This is a genomic window from Segatella baroniae B14 (genome assembly GCF_022024235.1).
GTDB lineage: Bacteria > Bacteroidota > Bacteroidia > Bacteroidales > Bacteroidaceae > Prevotella > Prevotella bryantii.
In genome coordinates this window covers 500,096-526,021 of the sequence record NZ_CP091800.1, presented here as the reverse complement: position 1 = coordinate 526,021, position 25,926 = coordinate 500,096, and the positions used below count along the sequence as shown (strand labels likewise).

Here is a 25,926-nt window from a genome sequence, read left to right as displayed (position 1 = left end):
GCTCCTTTTTATAATGTTACATTAAGACCGAACTGGAACTGACGATTAGAAAATCCGCCTGTTTCAGGATCACCATACTTCCAACTGCTGATAGTAAAGACATTGTTGATACCAGCACTTACGTGTACACGCTGTATACCCCATTTCATGGTCAATGCCTTAGGCAGTGTGTAGCCAAAAGTGATATTGTCAAGACGTACAAATGACCGGTTATATAGCTTCTGGATTCCAGTTACGCCAGAAGGGCCAACGGCATTCAATCGAGCATAATCATTGGTTGGATTGTCAGGAGTCCAGTATTCCTTATCGTATACATTACAAGTATTTGTAAACATAGAACCGGAATTATCATTATTCAGCCATTCGCCAGACAAACTCTTATGCCCCATATAAGAATACATAGAGAAAGAGAAGGTAAAGTCTTTGAAGAAGGTGAAATCATTGCGCATATTCCAGTATACAGGAGGTTGGGTGGTACCTAGATATTCACGGTCGTTATCATTATAAACCGGTGTACGGGTGCCATCAGCATTGATTTTATCGTCTTCAGTATAGCTATTAACGACCTTTGGGTCTCCAGGCTTCTGATTTACCTTGGCTGCCTCTTCCGCTTCATTAACTTGCCAGATACCATCAGTTTTCCAATACCAAATTTCTCCAATAGGCTTACCGATAAACCAACCATTGCTGGTATCATCTATTTCCTTACCCTCTTCGTCATACTCGTAATACAGATGCTTAATCTTGTTTTTATTGTAAGAGAAGCCTACCGAGGTATTCCATTTAAAATTCTCAGTATCAATATTACGAGAATTGAGGGTGAGTTCAATACCACTATTGGTAACCTCACCCAAGTTAGTAGTAATACTGCTAAAACCGGTGAAGTTAGGCAGACGCTGACGCATAATCATATCATGAGTACGTTTCGTGTACCAATCGATACTACCCGTAAGTCGCTGATCGAGCACAGAAAAGTCGAGTCCAATATTCCATGAAGAAGTCTTTTCCCACTCCAAGTTAGGATTACCCAGACGATTAATACTCAAAGCATTAATAACTTCTTGCGAAGTAGATCCATATTTATAATAAGCATAAAGACCACCATTAGCCAAGTCTGAAAGTGCCAGATAAGTATTAGAGAGAGAACGGTTACCATTAGTACCATAAGATACTCTCAGCTTACCATAATCTAACCATGGCATACTCTTCTTGACAAAATCTTCTTCAGAGAAGACCCAGCTACCACCCATCGACCAGAATGTAGCCCATGGATTGTTCTGACCGAAAGCCGAATAACCGTCTCGACGGACAGTACCCGTAAACATATACCGATCTTTATAACCATAGAACAATCGCCCTAAATAAGCCGCTGCAGTAGAATGGGTATCATTCGTAGAAAAACTACTTTGTGCCTTGTTGGCACCAGAGATATAATGATATCCCAAGACATCAGTAGGAGTAATATTACGAGCTGAAATATTATCGCTCCAGTACTTATTTTCCTCAGCCTCTTGTACCAAAGTCACCGTAACATGATGATCTTTATTGAATACTCTATCCCATGTCAAAGTATTATTGAGGCTATAATCGTATGTCTTAGATGAATTACGGTTTACTCCTCGTGTTGCAGGATCACTGTTTGGCAGCTCTGCAGACATGTGATAGCGGTCATAGAACCACTGCAGGCGTGGAGCAATATTAAATTGGTATGTGAACCCGAACGGCAGAGTTACCTTTGCATTGAAAATGGTATTTAATGTCGTATAACCCTTATTAAGCTTGATAAACTGTTGATCAAAATGATAATTGTAACCTCCATTGGTAGGATTACCACTACGAGGATACTGATTCTCTGTACCATCCTCATTATAACGCTGAGCATAAGGAGACTCTCTCAACTGGTTATTATCCCAATAATTAGTACCCAGCGGAACTGGTGAAGAAGTATCCGTACGATCCTGGAAATTAACATTTGCACCAATCTGCAACCAATTCGTAATATCTGCAGAGATCTTCATATTGGCACGATAAGCACTATAGTTATCACCTTGAATAGCACCCTGATTCTTCAGATATCCGAAACTGAGATAATAATTTACCCGATCGGAAGCGCCAGAAACGCTAGCATCATAGTCTTGATTAAAACCTGTACGGAATGTTGCATCCTCCCAATTATAACTCTTACCAGCAAGATAATTTTGCATAACAAGAGCGGCATCAGCGTCAAGACCCATTCTGCGAGCATAAAGCGACTGGATAGATTCACCACTCTGCAGAGTCTTAGCACCCATAGTAGCCCATTGTTCCTCTGTCAGACCATACTGACTGATATTATTTACATTATCATAATAACCAGCAGGTACACCACTATCCTTACCATAATACCCCCAGTTGCCATTTTCGTCATAACCATACGTCTGAGCTTTAAACCAGTCCTCACGATATCTCATATAATCGCTAGCACTAAATACCTTACGGTAATGAGCCTTGGTATTTGCAGCAAGATTCATGCTGACATTAATAACCGGTTTACCTACTTTACCCTTCTTTGTCGTAATAATCAATACACCACTAGCAGCTTTAGCACCATAAATAGCTGCTGAAGAAGCATCTTTTAAAACATCAATCTGAGCAATGTCATCAGGATTAATTTCAGAAAGTTCACCATTAAACTGCATACCATCGAGAATAATCAATGGTGAGTTGTGAGAGCCATCTGTATAAAGAGAATTCTGACCACGTAACTGGATAGAAGCCCCTGCACCCTTAGCAGAAGAATCGAAACCTATCTGAAGACCTGGAGTGCCACGAAGAATATCCTGTACACTTCCCGGATTTTGATCGGCTATCTTATTAGGATCAATCTGAACAACAGAACCGGTGAGATCCTTTTTACGCATCGTACCATAACCGACAACGACCACCTCATTCAGATTTTTACTATCTTCTTGCATTTTAATAACCGCATGATTAGCAGCTTTAACCTGCATCGTCTTATAACCAATGTAAGAAACTTCGAGCGTACTACCCGAATGAGCATTAATGGTAAAGTTACCATCTAAATCAGTCACTGTACCAGTAGTGGTTCCTTTAACTTTAATAGTCGCACCGATAACAGGATCTCCATTTTGGTCTAACACTTGGCCGGATATTTTTTCGGCCTGATTCGTCAACTGAACCGTTTCAGCTGCCTTAGTCGTAAGTGGCAGTGAAGGAAGTCCTGCAATCATCGCCATCAGAAAGACAAACTTTCTTGTGTGGAAATATTGGTTACTACTTCTCATAACAATAGATATTTAGATTATTGTATAAATTAGGTTTGTATCGCAAAAATGGTCTTATTTTCTTAAAAAAGAGGGAACAATTCGTGAATTATAGGGAACAATTCGTGAATATTTTGATAATTTCTTAAAAATTTAATCTAAATTTGCACTCAAAACTTCATTTTTACTCAATACATGAAAAAATACATATCCATCATTCTGCTATTGTTTATTACCATGATTGTTATGGCAGAATCTTTTCCTTACCGTCTAATGCCCATACTGAGAACAATGCCCTCAGAAGAACTTCACTGCCTCTTTATGGATCAACAAGGTATGATGTGGATGGGTACTAATGTTGGTCTGAAATCGTATGATGGTTATACCGTAAAATCATATGTCAGTAATGCCTTTACACCCAAAATTCTACCTAATAATAATATACTGTGTATAGAAGAAGACCATAATGATCATCTGTGGATAGGTACTCGTGGTGGTCTAGTGAGAATGGATAAAAAAACAGGAAAATTTAAAACCTATTTCTTACCGAAAGAAAATCAGCGTGTGATTTATACCTTATATATAGACCGCAAGGGACGCTTGTGGATAGGTACAGATAATGGTGTAACTTATTACGATGCCCAAAATGACAGTTTTCATAATTACACAACACAAAATTCCTGGGTCATTACGCCATCAGGTAAAAAAATACGCCAATTTATAGGTAGCGTGAAGACATTTACAGAAGACAACAATGGTGTACTCTATTTGGGAACCTGGAGCAATGGCCTGTATCGCATGAAACCAAATTCAAATATTTTCTATGCCTATCCACCTATCAATAACAAAAATTCGGTCTATTCCCTAGTCTTCGACCACAAAAAGCGATTATGGGTGGGCAGTTGGGGAGAAGGTATGCAAAGACTAAATCACCCAGAACGAATACAACAACCTGATATCATAAGCTATCCCTATAAGACTCATGATTTTGATACTTATTATCATATACTAGAGGATACAAAACAAAATATGATATGGGCTTGTAGCCGAGAGGGCATCGCACTGCTTGATATGAATAAACCTCAGGAAAAATGGCAAAAATATACTTCGCTCGGTCATACCCGACTGGATTTCTGCTACTGCCTGCTCACCGATCAAAACCATAATATATGGGTGGGCACCATGAATTATGGCATCATACCGGTAAACACGAATCCCACTCCATTCAGTCGTGCACAAATCGATCTCAATCGAGCTCCTTTTTTAATCAATGCTATCAACTGTATCTACACAGCCGACGGTAACACCATGTGGCTAGGACTAAATCCTTACGGTTTGGCATTATATAATCGGCAAACCAATACCACTCTATATAATCAAGATATAACAGGTTTAGAAAATGTACCTCAAAACGTGTTAAGTACTAAAATATCATCTATTATCAAACGAGATAATGGCGAAATTTGGTTGGCCAACGGCAGTTTTGGTGTAATTATCAGATATGACAACAAACCTGCTCGAGTGTTGAGTGCTCCCACTACCCCATATATTGCTGACAACTTTGTGAATACACTATACCAAAGTCGCGATCACACGATGTGGATAGGCCAGCGCTCTGCATTAAGCATCGTTTATCCAAACGGCAAAGGTACCATTCTGAAAATTCAGGAAAAAGGAAAAGATTTCAGTTTCGTAGATGTAAGAAACATCACAGAAGACCATCATGGCGACATGTGGGTATCTACAGACAATGAAGGTATTATACGCATCAGAAAAAACAAACAGAAAGGTAATCAACTGCAATTTCATCAATACTGCCAACAAAATGGGAATTTCGCCATTAACGACGCAACGGCCTGTTTTGAAGATAGTTACCACAGGTTATGGGCCATATCAGCAAGTAGTGGACTCTTTCTCTATCAGGCAGAACAAGATCGGTTTATATCACTCAATCGTAAATATCACATCGATGGAGAATGTATATATGCCATTAACGAAGACAACAAACATCATATTTGGCTAACGACCAACTACGGTCTGGTAAAACTGGATTTCAGCCATAACGCCTCTCCTATCGTAACGACGTATACAGAAGCAGATGGTATAGGCGAGACTTTTTTTCCTGCCGGCAGCACCTACAAATATCAAGATGAACTATTTTGGGGGCAGCATAACACGATACTCTCACTTACTCCAGAAAAAATAGATCGAACCCCAGAGCAACAAGCTCATCTTATCCTATCAGATATATTGATAGATGACGCATCGCTCGAAGAGTTAGACTCGACTAAACGAGAAGAAATAACAACTCTAACAGCACAATACTGTCGAGAAATAACTATCCCTTCAACGATCAGAAAAATAAGTTTCAACTTCTCTTTGCTCAACTATACCGACGTAGAGCACAATAAATATGCCTACAAACTGGAAGGATATGATGAACACTGGCAATATCTGACCAACAACAAACACCGAGCAATATTCCAAAACCTACCTTCAGGTAACTACAAACTACATGTAAGAGCTATGGATAATACGGGTATATGGCATGATATGGGCTATGAACTGAAAGTGAACGTATTACCGGCATGGTATGCTTCGACAGGTGCAAAAGCTATATATCTGCTCCTTCTATTAGGAATCATATATATCATACAAAAAATGTATCAAAGACGTATTCAGGATCGTAATAAAGCTAACATGAATGCCTTTCTTACCAACATTACCCACGAACTGCTAACCCCTCTAACTGTAATCTCTGCGGCAATAGACCAAATGAAAGACAGAGTGCCACAACTAGATGACGACTATGCTATTATTCAGAATAATGTAAAACGATTAAGTAGACTATTCAGACAGATACTAGAAATGAGAAAAAGTCAAGCTGGTAAACTAAAGCTTCAGGTAAGTAAAGGGGATATTGCAGCCTTCGTTCGCCAAGAATGCGAAAACATCGGTCCGATGGGAGTACACAGAAATAATATATTAAAAACACAAATACCCAATAGCTACACACTCGCCTGGTTTGACCCTGACAAACTAGATAAAATTATATATAATCTGCTTTCAAATGCCTTCAAATACAATCGACCTGGAGGAGAAGTAAAAGTAAGACTCAAGTTACATGCTGCTAACATTATACTGGAAGTAGAAGATCAAGGTATAGGAATAGCAAAAAACAAACAAAAAAATCTATATAGCAGATTTCTCGATGGTGATTATCGCAAAGTAAAAACTGAGGGAACAGGTCTCGGATTAGCCATCACGAACCAACTGGTAAGACTGCATCATGGCACGATTACCTATGAAAGTAAGCAAAACGTAGGTACCACATTTCGAGTAACACTCCCCATCCGTAAAAGTGATTATACTGCAGATGAAATCGATCAAACCGGTATCGTCGCTAAAAAAGAAGGATGCATCAACCATAACGGAGACGAAAAAAAACAAACTGAAAAAATGGCAATCGTCATACCACCCAAACCTAAAAGAAAGACAAATTATACTATCCTGATAGTCGAGGATAATCTGGAATTATTGCAACTCATGCAAAAAATACTCGGCAACCTATATCACATCATAACAGCCAAAAATGGCAGTCAGGCATGGAATATCATACAAAAAGAGAGTCTTGACTTGGTCATTTCAGACATCATGATGCCTATCATGGACGGTCTGGAACTAACAAGACTAATCAAAACAAATCATGATTATCAACTCATACCGGTTGTCTTATTGACAGCAAAAACCACCACAGAAGATAAAAATAAGGGATTGGAAGCTGGCGCTGATGATTTCATGAACAAACCATTCAGCATGGAGGAACTGAAAATGAGAATAGCTAATCTGCTGGATAATCGTAAAAATATACAACGACTCATTCAAGAAACAGAGGACTTCAAACTCAACCTACATACCAATAAGCATATTAGTAATCCCGATCAAATCTTCATCAACCATGTTAATCGACTTATTCATGACCATATCGAAGATGCAGAATATGGTAGAGAACAATTAGCAGAGGATCTTAACATCAGTTCCAGTACCCTATACAATCGAATTAAAGCCCTCACCGGAAAAAGCATTGTGGAATATATCACACATATACGTATGCTGAAAGCGTCAGAAATACTAACTCAACAACCACGAATTCATGTTGTTGACTTGGCGCTCATGGTAGGATTCAATACACCAAAATATTTCTCTAAATGCTTCAAAAAGGAATTTGGAGTATCTCCTAAAGAATATTCGAAAGTGGAATGAATGGTGGACAAGATGGTGGATATCAAGCCTTCATGGTATTTAAAGGATTTAATTTTGCTCTAAAAATACAAATTATTACTAATAAATACTTTTTGAGAAACAAAAAACATTCATATTTACTATTTTTGCAACAGTAAAAAATAAAGCATTGTCATAAGCGAATGATAAATTATATAAGATGAAACTTCAACTAAAGCGAAAGAAAAAGACCTTGATTGTTAGAATTTTAATATTTATCAATATAAGAATTGATTAAGAATTAGAAGATGCACCAGAATAACATCTGATGCATCTTTTTTATTATACTATTTAGACAAAATAAAATATGATTCTATCAATTTACCTGTTACATAGACTATGTTTCATCAAAAATATGTATATTTGCGGCACTTGTAATCAAGCGAATAATAATGGAAAAGAAAATAATTGCTTTAGCCTTTATGGCAATAAACTTCATAGTTATGACAAGCTGTATAAATGAACCAGTAGACATATCTGATGACACCTATATATATAGGTTGATTGAAAATACAGCTTATGCCAAAGCCTCACAAGTCAAAAAAAACATTATAGATTATTATACAGAATCTAATCAACCGGAAAAAGCGCTGAAGATGATTGCAGCAATCTTACCTGAATATAGCAAAAAAGATACCATCAGCATCAACTATACTCATTTATTAAGAAACAAAGCATACTCTTTGGCCAACACCGGAAGATATAAAGAAGCTATACAACTATATGAACATATATTGCTGATCAACGACAGTCTTATAGATAAAAATGCTCAAACACAAGCATTACTGATACGGGAACAAAATAACGAAAAACAATTTACGATAGATAAACAAAAATCAATATTACACTCACAACAAACTACAATAATCATTATCAGTATTCTGCTGATACTTCTCTTTATTTTGTCTCGAATAACTATATGCTATCATAAAATTTTGAAGGACAAAAATAGAAAACTTTTTAAGAAAATAAAAATAGAAGAAAGGGTTGAAAAACTAGAAGAAAAAGAAGTTTTATGCCAATCTAAAGCTATTTTATCACCTTCTGAAAACATATATCGCAAATTATGTGAACTCATGGAAGAAGACAAAATCTTCTCAGAAACAGAGCTCAATCGTACAAAATTAGCCAAACTCATCGGCACCAATCACTGCTATATCGATGATGCTATAAAACAGTGTAGCGGAAAGAGTACAAAAGAATTTATTGATAATTATCGACTACGTTATGCAGCCCAACTATTATCTGAAGATAAATATAATATTTCAATGATTGCAGAACTCTGTGGATACAGAAGCAGAGGTACTTTTACACGTCTTTTCAAAGAGCGATATGGTATGTCACCAACAGAATATAGAACAATTTCACAAGAAGAAAAATAAGGCTTTCTGTGAAACATTGAAATCACTATTTATTTAATCCAAACGAGTTAAGTGCTTAAAGTCAAACACTTATCTTACATAGCTGTTGCGCTTTACAAACTATGCCCAAAATTTTAATGCTGCGTGAAACATTAAAAAAAACATTTTTGGAAAACACATTTTGTAAAAATAAACAAAAAGTTTTCCACTTTATTTTGTAGATGCTTGATAATCAGGCACTTGACATATTTTAACACTAAAAAAGTTATCCAAAAGGTACACCCTATTGAAATATTAGTTACTTTTGCAAATAGATTTTCAAATGCTATTTACAACTTAAATTTCTAATTAATAATGATACAGACAGTAGTAAAAAGAGATGGTCGCATCGTGGGATTTAACGATGTCAAAATCAAGTCAGCTATCCGCAAAGCTATGCTTGTTACTGATAAGGGTGAAGACGATGTTTTAATCCAAAAGATTACAGACCATATTGCTACAAAGGGTAAATCTCAGATGTCTGTCGAAGCTATCCAAGACGCGGTTGAAGTTGAACTGATGAAAAGTGCGCGCAAGGACGTAGCTCAGAAGTACATCGCCTATCGCAACCAGAGATCAATTGCCAGAAAAGCAAAAACACGTGATGTTTTCATGGAAATCGTAAATATCCAGAAAAACGATGTTACCAGAGAAAACGCTAATATGAATGCCGACACCCCTGCCGGCATGATGATGAAATTCGCGTCTGAAAGCACTAAACCCTTCGTAGACGACTTTTTATTGTCTGACGATGTTCGTGATGCCGTAAAGAAAAACTATTTGCACATTCACGACAAAGATTACTATCCTACGAAGTCACTCACATGCGTACAGCATCCACTTGATAATATTCTCAAAAATGGCTTTGTTGCGGGTCATGGTAGTTCTCGTCCAGCTAAGCGCATTGAGACTGCTGCTGTTTTAGCATGTATCTCACTTGAAACCTGTCAGAACGAAATGCATGGAGGTCAGGCTATACCTGCTTTTGACTTCTATCTTGCACCTTATGTACGTTCTAGTTATCAGGAAGAAATCGTAAATCTAGAAAAACTAACAGGCCAAGACTTAAAGCACCTCCTGGATGCTCCTATCGATGACTATCTCATTCAAGATCTCGATGGTCTTGAGGGTGATGATCGCTTGAAACAGCATGCCATTAACAAAACGGTAAATCGCGTTCATCAGTCTATGGAAGCATTTATACATAATATGAATACCATTCACTCTCGTGGTGGTAATCAGGTTGTATTCTCTTCTATTAATTATGGTACGGATACTTCGGCTGAAGGTCGTTGCATCATGCGCGAATTGCTTCAGTCTACCTATGAAGGAGTTGGTAATGGCGAGACCGCAATCTTCCCTATTCAAATTTGGAAAAAGAAGAGAGGTGTAAACTTCTTACCCGAAGATCGTAACTACGACTTATATAAATTCGCATGCAAAGTAACTGCACGTAGATTTTTCCCAAATTTCCTAAATCTCGACGCAACATACAATCAGAATGAAAAATGGAATGCTAACGATCCAGAGCGCTATAAGTGGGAAGTTGCTACCATGGGATGTCGTACACGCGTATTTGAAAATCGTTTCGGCGAAAAGACTTCTGTTGGTCGCGGTAACTTAAGTTTCTCTACCATTAATATCGTTCGCCTCGCTATCGAGTGTATGAGCATAAAAAATGAGCAGGAACGTATCGATTGCTTCTTTGCAAAACTCGATCATTTGCTCGATGTAACTGCGAAACAGCTTGATGAGCGTTTCCAATTCCAAAAGACAGCTTACGCAAAACAGTTCCCTCTTTTGATGACTAAATTATGGAACGGATGTGAGAATCTAGGCCCTAATGATACTATAGAGAGTGTCATTAATCAAGGAACCCTGGGTATCGGCTTCATCGGATTAGCTGAATGTCTGAAAGCACTTATCGGTGTTCATCATGGCGAAAGCGAAAAAGCACAAGAGTTGGGCTTGAAGATTGTTACTTATATGCGCGACAGAGCTAACGACTACTCTGAGAAATATCAACATAATTATAGTATCCTCGCTACACCAGCAGAAGGTTTGAGCGGAAGATTTACCAAGTATGATCGTAAGCAATATGGTATAATAGAAGGTGTTACCGATCGTGAATATTATACGAACTCAAATCACGTACCAGTATACTACAAGTGCTCTGCTCGTCATAAAGCTGAAGTAGAAGCGCCTTACCATAACTTAACTCGTGGCGGACACATCTTCTATGTAGAGATAGATGGTGATGCAACACACAACCCACAAGTTATTATGAGTGTGGTAGACATGATGGACAAACTGAACATGGGCTATGGTAGTGTAAATCATAATCGTAACAGATGTATGGATTGTGGCTACGAGAATGCAGACGCTAACATGGAGGTTTGCCCAAAGTGTGGAAGCAAACATATCGATAAACTTCAGCGTATCACAGGCTATCTGGTAGGTACAACCGACCGTTGGAATGGAGCCAAATTAGCCGAATTAAATGATCGCGTAACTCATATTGGTAAACAAGATTAATGATTTCGGTACTTGACATCATAGAAGATACGATGGTAGATGGACCAGGTTTTCGAACCACCATCTACTGTGCGGGATGTCCTAATGCCTGTTCGGGATGTCACAATCCACAGTCATGGGATATCACTGCCGGACATGAAATGTCTACAGAGGACATCATGAAAATTATTAAGGCTGACCCTTATGCTAATGTTACTTTCTCTGGAGGTGACCCTATGTTCCAGCCTGAGGGTTTTGCCGAATTGGCTGAAGCGATACGAAAAGAAACCAACAAAACCATTTGGTGCTTCAGTGGATTCACCTATGAGCACTTAATAAAAGACAAGAGGCAACGGAAACTACTTGAATTAGTCGATGTACTTGTCGACGGTCCTTTCGTCAAGGCATTGAGAGACGAAGACCTTGTATTTAGAGGATCAAGCAACCAGCGTATCATAAATGTCAAGAAATCACTTCAAGAAGGAAAGATTGTTTTGCAAGAATTAGACATCTAACTCCAAAAAAATTATTCATAATCAATATACATTTATATTACAATCATGACGATAGGGTTCAGTTTATTAACCACTGAACCCTATTTTTATTAATAAATTTACAAGCAACCCCTTACAATCTAACAAAATTAATATTTTTTAGCTCAAAGTTAAGATAAATATTTGCAAACTCTAGTTTTTTTTTATATTTTTGTATCCACAAATATCGGCAAAGACTATCATGCATTATGTAACATCTCTGAAATACTCTTTGTATAATTTAAAATAGAGAAGTGAAATGCGAAATAAAGACAATAAATTGCTAAGATATAAAAAGAATATAAACAAGATAACAATAAAACAACTAGAACGATTTTAAAAATCAAAACAACTAAAATCTGAAAGTAAGGAAGGATCTCAAAAATGGCATATAGAAAATACGCATATCTCGTAATTCCCCGTGATTCAGAAAATGCTGACTTAATTTGTACTCGTTATTTAAAAGATGGTAGAGCACGAATAATCGTACTCAATCCTAATCGTGCACCATGGGCAGAAGAAGGAGAACAAAAGTCACTCATCTATTACATTACAATAGAAAAAGAAGCAATAACCGAAAATAGCTGGGAAGAGGATTTAAAACTCTTTCAGATGGGTAAACAGAAATATCATGTAGACCCAGGAGAACGTTTTTCTCCTGCTAAAGGTTGGCTCTTCGAAATAAAAAATGATGATGACGAAAATAGCGAAGCTGAAGATGAAAAACAGAATGAACAGCAAAGCAGAAGACCTTCTCGTCCATCATATAATAATAACCGTCGTCCATCTTATGGCAATACCAACCGTGGTGGATATAATTCTCGCGGTGGCGGCTATGGTGCCAATCGTGGTGGCAGCTATAACGCTAATCGCAATGGTGGATATAATACCAATCGTGGTGGATATAATTCTCGAGGTGGTGGTTATGGTGCCAACCGTGGTGGCGGCTACAACACCAACCGTGGTGGATACAATTCTAATAACCACATTGGCGGTTATAATAGCTATAACAATGGTGGCTATAATAATAACACTGCAAATTATAATAGCGATAACAATATCGAAGATAACTTTGATAAATAAGAAACAAGATATAAATCATATCATTAAAAGGATGTATACACTTCATAGCGTATACATCCTTTTTTTATTATCTCTCTAAAATAACATTTTAAAAAGGGTGACCTTGCAAAGAAGGACACCCCATTTTTAAAGTTAATCGAGATTTATAATAATCAACATGCTGAACATTATATCATGGCAAAGATAAGTATTATATCTGAAACCCCTTGTATATAAAACCGAAAATCTTTATTGAATCAGTAGCATATCGAATTTACCGATAACCACAATCTATATAACCCATAGAAAGTCATTGCACATATACTATAAATCATGTACCTTTGTACATATAAATAGATCATAACATCCTATGATAAAAGATGTTACAGAAAGGATACGACGGGATGTCGTGTCCTTTTTTAGAGGAATATAATATTAGTATAAACTCATATCAATGGTATGTACATGTATTCTATGAAAGTCGTATGTCAGCCTCTCGTAATCAATAGCTGACTATGCACTTTACACATTTAGGAAAAAAGAAAACAAGCAAGCTGTGATAGCCTGCTTGTTTTCTTTTTTTATAAAATATCCTTCAATGCAAAATTCATAAGAATAGAAGTGGACTGACATAACATCCTAATAAACTCCTGAGCAGAATTCTTTATATAAGCATCTTTAAGCACATGAATACATCCCTCCATGCGATTATCAGGAACATCAATAGGAATAGAAACACACCCATCTTCATGTAATACCGTAGATTCTGACAACACTGCCACATAATTACTTCGATGCAATAGTTTGAAAATAATATCTACATTATTAACCTCAACCTTCACTCGAAGATGCAAGTCTTTCCGATCTACCAGCTTATCAAATGCATTACGAGCCTGCAGTCCTCTAGCAGGAAGTACAAGATCGTATCGTTCCAAATCTTCCAATCGTGCACTCTGCTGCTGAGAAAGTGGATGTCCATCTTTAACAACTGCAGCCACTCGATTACTAAAAATAACTCTACTATCTATTTCTGAATCAAATTTTAGCGGACTGAAAGCAAGAACAAAATCAAGTTGTCTGCTCTTCAGCATCAACATCAACTCCTCCATCGAACGATATATAATATTCAGTTTAACTCCTGGATAAGCCTTCAAGAAGTCAATCATCGTATCCATCATAATCGTACGAAATGAATAAGTTACACCGATATTGAGTTCACCCGTAAGCATTTTCTTAAGATCATTAATATGATCCATACACGACTCGGTAGCAGACACTGCCTTAAGTGCATAAGGAATAAGTTCTTTTCCTGCTTCCGTAAGGAATACCCCTCGCCCACTACGCTCGAAAAGCGGAAGTTCAATCTCAGCTTCCAAATGACTAATTTGCTGTGAAAGAGTACTCTGAGTGATAAATAGGCGCCGACTCGCTTCTGAGAAGTTAAGCGTTTCGGCTACCTTTAAAAAATATTTGAGTTGTCTTATTTCCATATTATCCTAAATATAACGCTGCAAAGATACAATTTTATTGCCTACCCCACATGATTTTGATTTTCTTTTCTACGTTCTAGCAATAAATCGTAATATCTTAATTTACGTTTACTCTCTAGTAAATGATGCTTAAAGATATTTGGTAGGGATGTACCTATCGCTATCACCAGAATGGCCATACTTGCCATCATGAGGTTATGCATACCGTTAGTAACTTCACCAACTACACCCTTCATCTCTATAAAAGCAAACAATGCACGATACATAAGCACTCCTGGCACCATAGGTATAACACTAGGAATGGAAATACACTGATGAGGAATATGTACACGATGTGATATGAACACAATAATTAAACTTACAAGTACACTACCAGCCAAAGAACCCATAATTAAGCCCTGATCAAGACCAAAATTACCATTACTTGGACCAAGATTTACAAAATTACGTGTACAAACCGCGATAATTCCACCCATAGCTACGATTGGCAACATCTTATAAGGCGTATTGAAAATCGTGGAGAAACCCATAGCGGAAATTGCTGCTGCAATAGCAAACTCTACGTAAGTATGATGAGGGGTCATCGACAAATTAGTAACAAAGTTATTAATACCAAATATCTGAATGGCAAAACCGATACCAAAAGCCATAGCGATAACGATAAGTAAGGTATTAAGCGCTCTTACAAAACCCGTCTGAATATGTCCACAGAGCATATCACTGACAAAATTTATCAAAGGTACTCCAGGTACGATAAACAATGTACATGCCATCAAAGGATGCCAAGGGGTATCAGAATGCATAAATGCCGGAACGACACGCTGCAAAGTTGGCGATAACGAAATGTAAGAGGATAGCCAAGCCAGAATCGTGGCAACAAAAGCAGATATACCTATACAGATATAGGCATTCATGTGCTTAGCACCTAAGAACATACGAAGACGAAAGCCCAATATAGCTGCTATTGATGCATAAAAAAATGCAGGCCAGTCACAACCAAACTGTACACAGAATCCTCCACAGGCAAAACCTGCTGCTACTGCTATCTGCCACGGTGTATAATAACGTGGACCATGTTCTATCTCATCTAGTTTTTTCTCGTACTCATCCAAAGAATAATTATTACGTATAGCCTCCCAAGTTAAATGACTTACAGCTGTAATGACAGTCATATCGATTTTATGGGTATCACAACGACGGAACTTTGTAAAAGAATGTGTCTCATCTGAATAGTTGACCATCAATATGCTATAATCGATGTTCATGTGAAGATGCTTATCATCTAAATCCAAATATTTCATCGTACGATTTAAATTACGCATAATACGAGCTGTATCTGCTGAAGAATCCATGAGCAGACTACCTGTGCGCAATAATAAATCTAACTTACGATGCAGCAAACATGCATCAGGCGTTGTAATAAGAGTTGATTTCATAAGGTCTATAATGAATCTATTTTATAATGTTATCCAAAAACAAAGATTAATATCTGAATAGTGACAATGCGTAAGAACATTGCAAATGGATATACCGTACTATATCCCACTGATGGCGTATCGCTAGGTGTCATCTCATTGGCATAAGCTAAAGCAGGAGGATTAGTATTGGCACCTGCGAGTACGCCCATCAGTGTGAAATAATTAATATGAAAAACATAACGGCCTATGATGCCGCCAAGTAAAATAGGTATCATTGTAATAGCCAAACCATATAGTATCCAGATAAGTCCACTCTCTGATACTACAGTCTGTACAAAATCATGACCTGTTCCTAAGCCCACTCCTGCAAGGAAAATACAAAGTCCAAAACGACGTAACATTAAGTTTGCACTAATGGTGTTATAGGTGACAAGATTATATTTAGGACCAAAATAGCCCATCAAAATTGCAATAATCAGTGGACCACCTGTCAATCCAAGACGTAAGCGCTCTGGTATGCCAGGAATGAAGAATGGAACATTTGCCAAGAAACAACCAAGGACTATTCCAAGGAAAATAGGAATCAGATTAGGATCATTGAGTCGCTTCAAAGAGTTACCCATCATGTTTTCTACATGACTAATGGATAGTTCGTCGCCCACTACGGTGACACGATCGCCCATCTGAAGTTTGAGATGTGAGGTTGCAACCAAGTCTACCCCTGAACGATTAACACGGGTAATATTGGCACCAAACTGTGAGCGTATTTTCAACTGACCTATTGTTTTACCATTTATAGAAGAACGCGTAATCAAGATACGACGTGAAATCAATTCACTATTCTGTTCATTCCAATCGATATCTGATAATTTACCCATCAATGCACAGATAGGATCTTGGTCGGCTGGACGAGCTACTATTAATAAGGTATCACCAACATGCAGTTCGGTATGACCATTAACCACTTCATGCTTGATATTCTGGTTTTGTCGCATAATACGAGAAATCATAAAATCTCGTTTCAGCAAATCGTGTACATGTTTTACAGTAGCACCATCAACAGCAGGATTACATATTTCTATTGAAAATGTATTCAGGGTAATATCTTCAAGATGGCCCATGCCTCGTTCTGCGTCTTTCTCTTCTTCTTCACGACGAATGCGTAGCACAAAACGAAGGATAATAAATGAGATAATAACTCCAAGTACACCCATAGGATAAGTTACAGCATAGCCACTAGCAATCGTCGGTGCATCGATATGACGCAAATCGCTATAGGCCTGTTGAGCAGCTCCTAAACCTGGTGTATTAGTTACTGCACCTGAAAGAATACCAGCAATAGTTGTAATTGGCGAACCAGAGATATAGAAAATAGCGATGGCCGTAACTAAACTTATCGCTATCACAATAGCAACAAGACCATTTAGTGCTTTACCACCTCGTCTGAATGAGGAGAAAAAACCAGGACCTACTTCCAAACCGATTGAATAAACAAAAAGTATTAAACCGAATTCTTTAAGAAAATGGAGCAAATGTTCGTCAAGATTAAGACTAAAATGCCCGAAAACCAGACCTGTAAACAAAATCCAGGCTAGTCCTAAAGAAACGCCTTTTACCTTTAACTTACCTAAACACAAACCCAACGTAATGACCAGTGACAGTATCATCACTGAGTGGGCTACACCACCACCCCATAATTCAGGGAAGCCCTTGAAAAGATTCTCTACAATTTCCATAACTCATTTAAGTTTACGATTGCAAAGTTATGGAATTTAGCGATAGCTACCTACAGAACATTATGAATTATAGCGATACCGGCTATAGACAAAACCGATATCGCTATATTATAGAATGACTATTCTGCTCGACAGAGCTTAAATTTGTATAAATAGTTAAGTTGATCTTTACTGCTGTGTTACTTGATTTTTACAGCAGAACTATTGGATACAACAATATGCTTGGCATCACTAGCCTGATAACCTTCTATCTTGATATTTTTAGCATAGTTAATACTACTCGTTTCTGCAATCTTTGAAACACGCATATTTTGAATGCTAATATTTTCGAGTGGCATTTCTGGCAGACCATAGAGATAGAATGATTTACCTGCGCCTTCTACTAACAGATTTTTCATTTCAATATTTCTAAAGACAGGTGTACCTTCATTTACATCAGTACGTTCTGCAGGTTTACCATTTGAAGAATAATATAGGTTCATAGTTATCGCCTCGTTTACAATATTCTTCATATTGATACGGTCGATATATATATTTTCTACGACACCACCACGACCACGGGCACTCTTGAATCGCAAACCTACATCTGTACCAATAAAAGTACAATCTGATATATAGATATTCTTTACGCCACCAGACATTTCACTTCCGATAACAAAGCCACCATGACCATGAAGTACAGTATTATTCTTGATATATACATTCTCACATGGTACACCACGGCGACGACCAGCCTCGTTTTTGCCCGACTTGATACAGATAGCATCGTCACCTGCATCAAAAAGGCTATTGATAATCACTACATTTTTGCAAGACTCAACATCCAGGGCATCACCATTCTGAGCATACCAAGGATTATTTACCTTAATATTATCAATCGTCACATTTTCGCATAACAAAGGATGCACACACCACGCTGGTGAATTCTTAAAGGTTACTCCCTCGAGTTTCACATTTTTACAAGATGTGAAATTAAGCAGTACCGGACGAATATTAGCAGCATTGCTATCTGGCTCCCAAACATCACCTTTCTTATTGACAGAACCAGGACGAGAGGTAAAATTCTTCCACTGCGCGCTTGTCAGTTTACTACGCTTTACTGGACGCCAACGTTCACCGGAACCATCAAAAACACCATGACCCGTAATAGCAATATTCTGAAGATGCGTACCTGAAATAGGAGCAATACAACGCTTTGATGGACTACCCTCAAAATCGGTATCTACTAATCGATAATCTGAAATATTGGTAGTGAAAGAAACAAATGCGTTATAATCCAAATAAAGGTTCACATTACTCTGCATTTCTATAGCACCTGTCATCCAATAACCTGCTGGTATAATTACTTTACCACCTCCATGCTGACTTACAGCTTTTATTGCTTGGTTAATCGCCATGGTATTAACATGATCAGGCCCGCATTGTGCGCCAAAGTCAATAATACTAACCTCATAGTTAGCAAAAGTAGGTTGCTCTACATGAGGAATTTCAAAAGCGCTTAAACATTGAACATTGCCTATCATCAACAGACTAATGATTCCTATTATTAATTTGTTCATTTATTAAAGTAAAACGATTTGTTTTGGTAAATTACTTTCTTTCAATCTATTTTGAATGCAAAGTTACGATAAACGCGTACTTAAAAGGGGCTAAATTTGTTCATTAGACTATGATTTTTTATCAAAATTGTGCTTATTGCTAACAAAATTGCTTGTTTAGATAATACAATGACTAAGAAAACAAAGGAATATTTAGATTACATGAAGTATAAATATACTGTCTCACTAATACTTCTAAGGAAACAATTAATTCCTTGAAATGGATAAATTCTAATCTAAAATAAAAAAGCCTAAATGTAAACCGAAAGAAGTATAGAGTATATATATAAAAAAAATAGCGAAGAGAAACTCCCCGCCTTTGGCATGAGGTCCAGCCTCACGGCCGAATCCTCTTAAACATCATTATTAAACCTAAAATAATCTTTATTACCTAAAACATAATACCTAAGATCTTTGTCCACTGACAATCTTTATATAACCTTTATAACCTAATACTAAACCTAAACAATCTTTAACCTAAAACTATTTTTCTTATGACACTGCAAAAGTACAACTTTTTTGTGTTTTACAACATAAAAAAATAGAAAAATCATCGATTTTAGGCCTTTTCTTGTTTTAAATCAAGAAAAATGTGTACGTACACAATATTTTTTCAAATAAGCGATGACAAAAATAAAACATTAAAAAAGCCACCCGTACTTCAACAGCACAAGTGACTTTGTGGAATATATATAAATATAGTGGTTATACGAATATATAGAAAAACTTATTTCTTCTGATAAGTAGCTAAGCCCTTATCAAGAAAATCGAGATAAGCTGGTACATCTTCTTTGTAGCCATAAGCTGAGTTCAATGGATTACCAGCATTATCGACAGCGACATAGAATGGTTGAGCATTAGCACCAAACTTGTGGCTCTGCAAATAACTCCACTTATCACCAATGGTACGAAGAGTACGCTCTACACCGTTTTCATTCACCTTAATCGGCTCTGCTAATGGAGTCTTATCGTCAACAAAGAGACTGATCAAGACATAATCCTTCTCTAACTTTTCTGCAACTTGAGGATCTGTCCATACAGCTGCCTCCATCTTACGACAGTTAACACAACCAAAACCCGTAAAGTCTATCAGCACAGGCTTGCCTTGTGCCTTAGCGGCAGCCATACCCTCTTCATAATTGGTATAATGAGCCTCAACAGTCTTGGTATTCAGATTAAAATCTTGCGTATTCATCGGAGGTGCGAAAGCACTTACCGCCTTACATGGAGCCCCCCAAAGTCCTGGTACCAAATAGATCGAGAAGGCAAATGCGCATAAACCCAACATGATACTTGGCACTGGCATTGGACGATTTAATTCACCGCCGATTTCGTCCACTCTAAACTTGAGCACACCGATAAGATACAATCCCATGAAAAGGAATATCGCTATCCAAAGACTCAAGAACACTTCACGATCAAGCAAATGCCAACCGTAAGCTAAATCGGCTACACTAAAGAACTTCAAGGCAAAAGCTAATTCAATAAATCCTAACACGATCTTAATCTGTTCCATCCAGGCACCACTCTTTGGACTCTTTTTCATCAGTGATGGGAATAGAGCAAAGAGGGTAAATGGTACAGCAAGCGCCAAGGCAAAACCAAACATACCCAAGGCTGGACCTAACCAATTACCAGAAGTAACGGTCTCTACAAGCAGTAAACCTACGATAGGTGCTGTACATGAGAAACTGACTAATACAAGAGTGAAAGCCATCAAGAAGATAGACAGCACACCTGTGGCTGCAGTGGCCTTACTGTCTACCCTATTCGCCCAACTATCAGGAAGTTTTATTTCAAACCATCCGAAGAAGCTCAATGCAAAAATAACCAGCAAAGCAAACAAGAATATATTGAAGATGGCATTTGTTGCTAAAGAATTAAGTGTACTTGGGCCGAAGATTGCGGTTACTAAAATACCCAATGCCAAATAAATAACAACAATAGAAACACCATATGTAATCGCATCCCGTATACCCTTCTGACGATTGTCCTTTGCACGCTTCAAGAAGAAACTTACTGTCATTGGGATAATAGGCCAAATACATGGCATCACCAATGCAAGAAGACCACCTAAAAATCCCATGAAGAATATATATATTAAGGAGTGATTAGCTATATCACTTGTACCACCAAAAGCTTGCAACTGCTTTATTACGGGTTGCCACAGAATATCCTTTTCTGCTTTTGACATTTTAGCGACAGCTGCTTCTGCAGCACTATCAGCCTTAACTTGTGCTAACGAGTCGGCCTTCATTTTGGATAAAGCTGCTTGGTCTGCTACATCCATTTGTCCACCTGCAGCAGGTATCTCTGCTGATAAAGCCTGAGCTTCTTGAGCCTTGGCATCACCATCTACAGCAGGACTCTTACCACTTTTGTTGATATCCACAGAAGTTGGAGGCAAGCAGTTTTGATCATTGCATGCTCCATACTCCAAATAAGCATCTATGGAATAATTCGGTTTGGTAAACTTAACTTTTTGCACAAAAGTAACACTCCCCTCAAAATAGCGAAGTGTCATACCAAACAACTTATCATAATTACTAATTTCGTGGCCTCTTGCCATAAGCTTGCCAACAAGTTGAACACCATCCAACTTATTCACATTAAAAGTGGCCGAGATAGGGCCATCATTACCTAAATTAGTAGAATATACATGCCATCCAGGATTAATCTTACCCGTAAAGATAATTTCAGCTTGAGCCGAATTACCTATTTTCAACTGAGTAGTAAATTTAACAGGATTCAGCATCTGAGCTTGAACAGAAAGCACTAACACCAGTGCAACAAGCAACATCCAAATTTTTTTCTTCATTTTAATTTTAAACTTCTCATTAAATACGATATCAAATTATAAATCTGATACTTTTTCTCTTCTAATTACCAAATGCAAATTTAGGCAAAAATTATGAAAAACACAAAAGAATATACGAAATATTTTTACTCAATATAAACCGATAAAATCTGGTGATACTACATGAGGCGATAAGCGTATCAATACGAAGAAGTAACATCACTATTAGCCTTCAACAAGAAGACAGAAAATTGTCAAAAAAGGATATATTTTTTTCAATTATAGCACAGAAATCAGTCTTGACCGATTTTTGGTTGCTTATTATTGCTAAAAAACATATATTAGCACTATACATATTTGAGAGTTAATGGCATTAGAAGGTAATCTGCCTTGGAAGTGATTTTAGGACAGGGGACATGAAAATCAAAAATTTGTGTATTCTAGATCATTAAGAATTGCATTTTTTAGCGGATTGGAAAGGCACTTACCAATAAAGGTAGTGCCTTTCTTGCATGATTACAGACTACGTATAATCAATGGACAAATCGAGAGACAAAGCCCTCAACTTTTCTTGCATACTCTTCAGGATGATCAGACTGACTCCGAGCATGCTTAGAACCTGGTGCGACCCACAATTCTTTTATACCAGACTTGGCCTTATATAAAGGGTAAACCATGCGAGTAGGCACAAAAGAATCATTACTACCATGAATAAAAAGCATTGGTTTAGTACTCTTCTTAACTTGTTCTATAGGCGAAGCCTCTGTAAAATTCCATCCATAACGTATATCACAAAGTATCGAAGTTGTATATAACAGAGGAAAATCAGGAAGAGAGAACTGCTCATGCAATTGTTCACTAAATTCATCCCACACACTGGTATACCCACAGTCTTCTACAAAACATTTTACATACGAAGGTGTTTGATCTCCACTGATGCACATCGTTGTAGCCGCTCCCATAGAAACACCATGAAGAACCATTTGGGTTGTTCCCGTACTATCCGCAAAGAGAGTATTGGCAATAGGTATCCACTCTTCTACATCAAGTCGGTCTTTCCACCCCATCTGCTGCGCTTCTCCTTCACTGCGACCATTACCATGAAGATCAGGCAAGAAGACATTATATCCCATCTGATAATAGATGCGAGCGATAGGTAACATGCGCACATAACTATCTGTATAGCCATGGATAAGAAATGCTACACGATGAGAACCCGACGATGAAGGAATCCACGTAGCTGCATGGCGATCACCATCCTGGGCCACGATTATGGTATCATGAAAAGCATGTGCTTGCTGCAACGAATCAACCCAGGGTTTCATATCAGGATGATCTTGGTAAAGTCGAGCATACATCTTGGTGATGTTACGTCCCTTATTGTTCTCAGGAGTAAGGGAGTAACTCAACATATAGAAACTGCCAGCTATCATAAGGACAACCAACAGTAGGAATATAGTCAATATCGACAGAAATATCTTTTTCATGTCTGCAAAGATACAAAAAAGCCGGCAAATGCCAGCTTTTTTTACTTTTTCATCTTTATTGACGTTCAAATATAGGTATTGCGGTTAAGTCTACTCGAGTTGTAACATATTGTCCTCCAGCATACCACTTACCTGTACGATGGTCGCGCCATCCCTTTTTATTTTTCGGCAGATAAGTGGTCCAAGTCGTAACCTTAGGTTCTGTTATCGGACTTACAAGATATTTATCACCAAACATATATTCATATTTTTGTCGAAGAGCCTCTTGATCATTGGCAAAATCGAAAACAAGTGGACGCATAATCGTATACCCTTCAGAAGATATACGCTTAGCACAGTGCTCGATGTATGGGCGAAGTTGTTCACGCTCATGTATACAAGCAGCTATGATCTGTTGAGCCTTTTCACCATAATTCCATGGTTCTGTATTACTCATATACCCATGAACACGCATAAGAGGAAGATAAACACTCGTCTGAATCCATCGCAACATACGTTCGATATAGTTTGGATCAGTATACTGATTTCCTGGTCTGAAGAATCCACCGGCATCATAAGTCCACCAAGGTATACCTGCAGCTTGCAATCCCAACCCTGCAGTTATCTGTCGGCGAAAAGTCTCCCAATCGTTACCGACATCGCCACTCCAGAGGGCACTTCCATATCGCTGAATACCAGGGAAACCGCATCGAGTAAGTATCATCGGTGTTTTTCCTGCCTTCATTAATCCTTCGTATACCGTCTTGTTGACAAGAAGCGGATAGACATTGCGCACTTGCTCACCCGACCATTGTTCTTGGTTGACCATACGACCCGCCAAATCATCATTTTCGGGTTCGGTAGCATCCTGCCACCAAGCATCTATTCCCAGCGGAACCAAGCGCTCATTAAAATTTTTCCAATAGGCTTCTGCAGCTTTAGGGTTAAAGAAATCTATCCAGTCTGTATTTTTGATATAATAGTTGTCAGCTGCCATTTGCTTGCCGACTTCAGAATTTCGGTCGATTTTAGACCAGACAGATACCATCAGTTTTACACCCAAACGATGCAAACTATCGGTTAACGCTTTCGGATTAGGGTAATATTGTTCATCAAACTTCATCGAATTCCAACCATATCTGCCCCAATACTGCCAGTCTTGCACAATCATACGAAGTGGCATTTGTTCCTGTAGAAATCGATTAGCCGTCTGTATTATTTCGTCTGACGAGTGGAAGCGTTCACGACAATGTATATATCCCAAAGCCCATGATGGCATAACAGGGCATTCACCTGTAAGTCTGCGATAAGAAGCGATAATTTCATCCGGAGTGCCAACAAATACGGTATAATCTACAGCATCGGCCACAGGTGAAGAAAAGGTGGTGCTATTCTTCACCATATCATAATAAAGCACAGGGCGATCGTCTTTCGTCAACTCTGCCTGTAAATGGTGCACACCCGCTTCGAGATGCACGATACTCGAAGCGGTTGGGGGTAGCCAGATATTTTGCATATCAATTACAGTTTTTCCATCGATTAACAGATGATGTCTGCGAGCCATTTTCTGTCCTACATCAAGCAGTAGAGAATAATCACCAGCCTTTGTTATGGTCAGATCGGCTTCAAAGATATGTCTTTCACGCACTTCCTTTTTTCCTCCTTCTGTAGAAGTTACCTCTACAACATCCTGTATACCTTTGCCCCCGCGCTTTACTAAATTAATATGGTATGAACATGGATTATATTCTGTCATACCATAATTATTCCAGAGGATACCATAGCCCTTACTTGAGATCAACATCGGAATAGATATCTGAGTATTCACCTGAGTAAGTCGTCTCGACAACCCTCGTACATTACTATATCCATCCTGAAATTGTCCCAGTCCAAAAAGATACTCATCAGAATCTGTAGCAAAGGTGAGCGAAGCTCTTCCATTTTCCAAGCGGCGATTGATATCACGGAAAACGACTTCTCCTTTTGGGTTCATAAATTGTATCTCATTTTTAGCCTGATCGAAAGATACCTTTATCTTCTCTTTTCCTTTGTCACGATTTTTACGCGAATTTCCCTGAGCTTGATAGGTTTTATCGGCTCTTCCTTCATAAAGCCAATCGGGTAAAGTGGGTAATTTTTTACTATCTGAAGAGTTAACCTTCGGATAATAACGTACACGAATCGCATTACGGTCTACTTGGGTCAGTTCTTGCTGCCATCCCGGCAAACGTTCCTGCCCCATAGACGTGAGTACCATGAATAGTGATAAAATAGTTAAATTAAAACGTTGCATTTTACAAAATATAGGTTATTCAATATTTTTCTTGCAAAGATACCGAGATTTCAAAGAAAAACTTTGCGAAATATA

General features: G+C 38.0%; 13 protein-coding genes. 5 read left to right on the top strand and 8 right to left on the bottom strand.

Going from position 1 to position 25,926, the window contains the following annotated elements; all coding sequences use genetic code 11:
* Positions 1-8: 8 nt before the first annotated feature.
* On the bottom strand, positions 9-3,284 hold the full coding sequence (locus tag L6469_RS12255; RefSeq protein WP_074803028.1) for a SusC/RagA family TonB-linked outer membrane protein: 3,276 nt from the start codon (positions 3,282-3,284) through the stop codon (positions 9-11).
* Between the two features lie 174 nt (positions 3,285-3,458).
* On the opposite strand from L6469_RS12255, the gene L6469_RS12250 reads away from it, so the two are divergent.
* The 5 genes from L6469_RS12250 to L6469_RS14720 all read left to right on the top strand — a co-directional run bounded on the left by L6469_RS12250 (position 3,459) and on the right by L6469_RS14720 (position 13,074).
* Positions 3,459-7,526 (top strand): two-component regulator propeller domain-containing protein, encoded by a 4,068-nt coding sequence (locus L6469_RS12250; protein ID WP_006281172.1) that lies wholly within the window; start codon positions 3,459-3,461, stop codon positions 7,524-7,526.
* A 410-nt stretch (positions 7,527-7,936) separates the two neighbouring features.
* Positions 7,937-8,926, top strand: a complete 990-nt coding sequence (locus L6469_RS12245) for a helix-turn-helix domain-containing protein (RefSeq protein WP_006281171.1) — start codon at positions 7,937-7,939, stop codon at positions 8,924-8,926.
* Positions 8,927-9,259: 333 nt separating this feature from the next.
* Complete coding sequence (locus L6469_RS12240; protein ID WP_006281170.1) at positions 9,260-11,479, top strand: anaerobic ribonucleoside triphosphate reductase; 2,220 nt, start codon at positions 9,260-9,262, stop codon at positions 11,477-11,479.
* Positions 11,479-11,973: an anaerobic ribonucleoside-triphosphate reductase activating protein gene (gene nrdG, locus L6469_RS12235; protein ID WP_006281169.1), complete on the top strand. Its 495-nt coding sequence runs from the start codon at positions 11,479-11,481 to the stop codon at positions 11,971-11,973. Before L6469_RS12240 ends, nrdG begins: the two co-directional genes overlap by 1 nt.
* Before the next feature lie 402 nt (positions 11,974-12,375).
* Positions 12,376-13,074 carry a hypothetical protein gene (locus L6469_RS14720; protein WP_006281168.1) on the top strand — a complete coding sequence of 233 codons (699 nt, stop codon included), beginning with the start codon at positions 12,376-12,378 and terminating at the stop codon, positions 13,072-13,074.
* 560 nt (positions 13,075-13,634) lie between these two features.
* Here L6469_RS14720 and L6469_RS12225 read toward each other — a convergent pair.
* From L6469_RS12225 to L6469_RS14755, 7 genes are all read right to left on the bottom strand, one after another.
* Positions 13,635-14,543, bottom strand: a complete 909-nt coding sequence (locus L6469_RS12225; protein ID WP_027454010.1) for a LysR family transcriptional regulator — start codon at positions 14,541-14,543, stop codon at positions 13,635-13,637.
* A gap of 41 nt (positions 14,544-14,584) precedes the next feature.
* Positions 14,585-15,979 (bottom strand): threonine/serine ThrE exporter family protein, encoded by a 1,395-nt coding sequence (locus tag L6469_RS12220; protein ID WP_006281166.1) that lies wholly within the window; start codon positions 15,977-15,979, stop codon positions 14,585-14,587.
* A gap of 29 nt (positions 15,980-16,008) precedes the next feature.
* Entirely contained in the window at positions 16,009-17,697 is a 1,689-nt protein-coding gene (locus L6469_RS12215) for a putative transporter (protein ID WP_006281165.1), read from the bottom strand.
* A gap of 179 nt (positions 17,698-17,876) precedes the next feature.
* Positions 17,877-19,256 (bottom strand): glycoside hydrolase family 28 protein, encoded by a 1,380-nt coding sequence (locus tag L6469_RS12210; protein ID WP_050787886.1) that lies wholly within the window; start codon positions 19,254-19,256, stop codon positions 17,877-17,879.
* Positions 19,257-20,022: 766 nt separating this feature from the next.
* A complete protein-coding gene (locus L6469_RS12205; RefSeq protein WP_039869314.1) occupies positions 20,023-22,113 on the bottom strand; it encodes a protein-disulfide reductase DsbD family protein in 2,091 nt (696 codons plus the stop codon).
* Positions 22,114-22,625: 512 nt separating this feature from the next.
* Positions 22,626-23,579 carry an alpha/beta hydrolase gene (locus L6469_RS12200; protein WP_039869312.1) on the bottom strand — a complete coding sequence of 318 codons (954 nt, stop codon included), beginning with the start codon at positions 23,577-23,579 and terminating at the stop codon, positions 22,626-22,628.
* Positions 23,580-23,634: 55 nt separating this feature from the next.
* Positions 23,635-25,851: a TIM-barrel domain-containing protein gene (locus L6469_RS14755; protein WP_223918727.1), complete on the bottom strand. Its 2,217-nt coding sequence runs from the start codon at positions 25,849-25,851 to the stop codon at positions 23,635-23,637.
* Positions 25,852-25,926 lie beyond the last annotated feature (75 nt).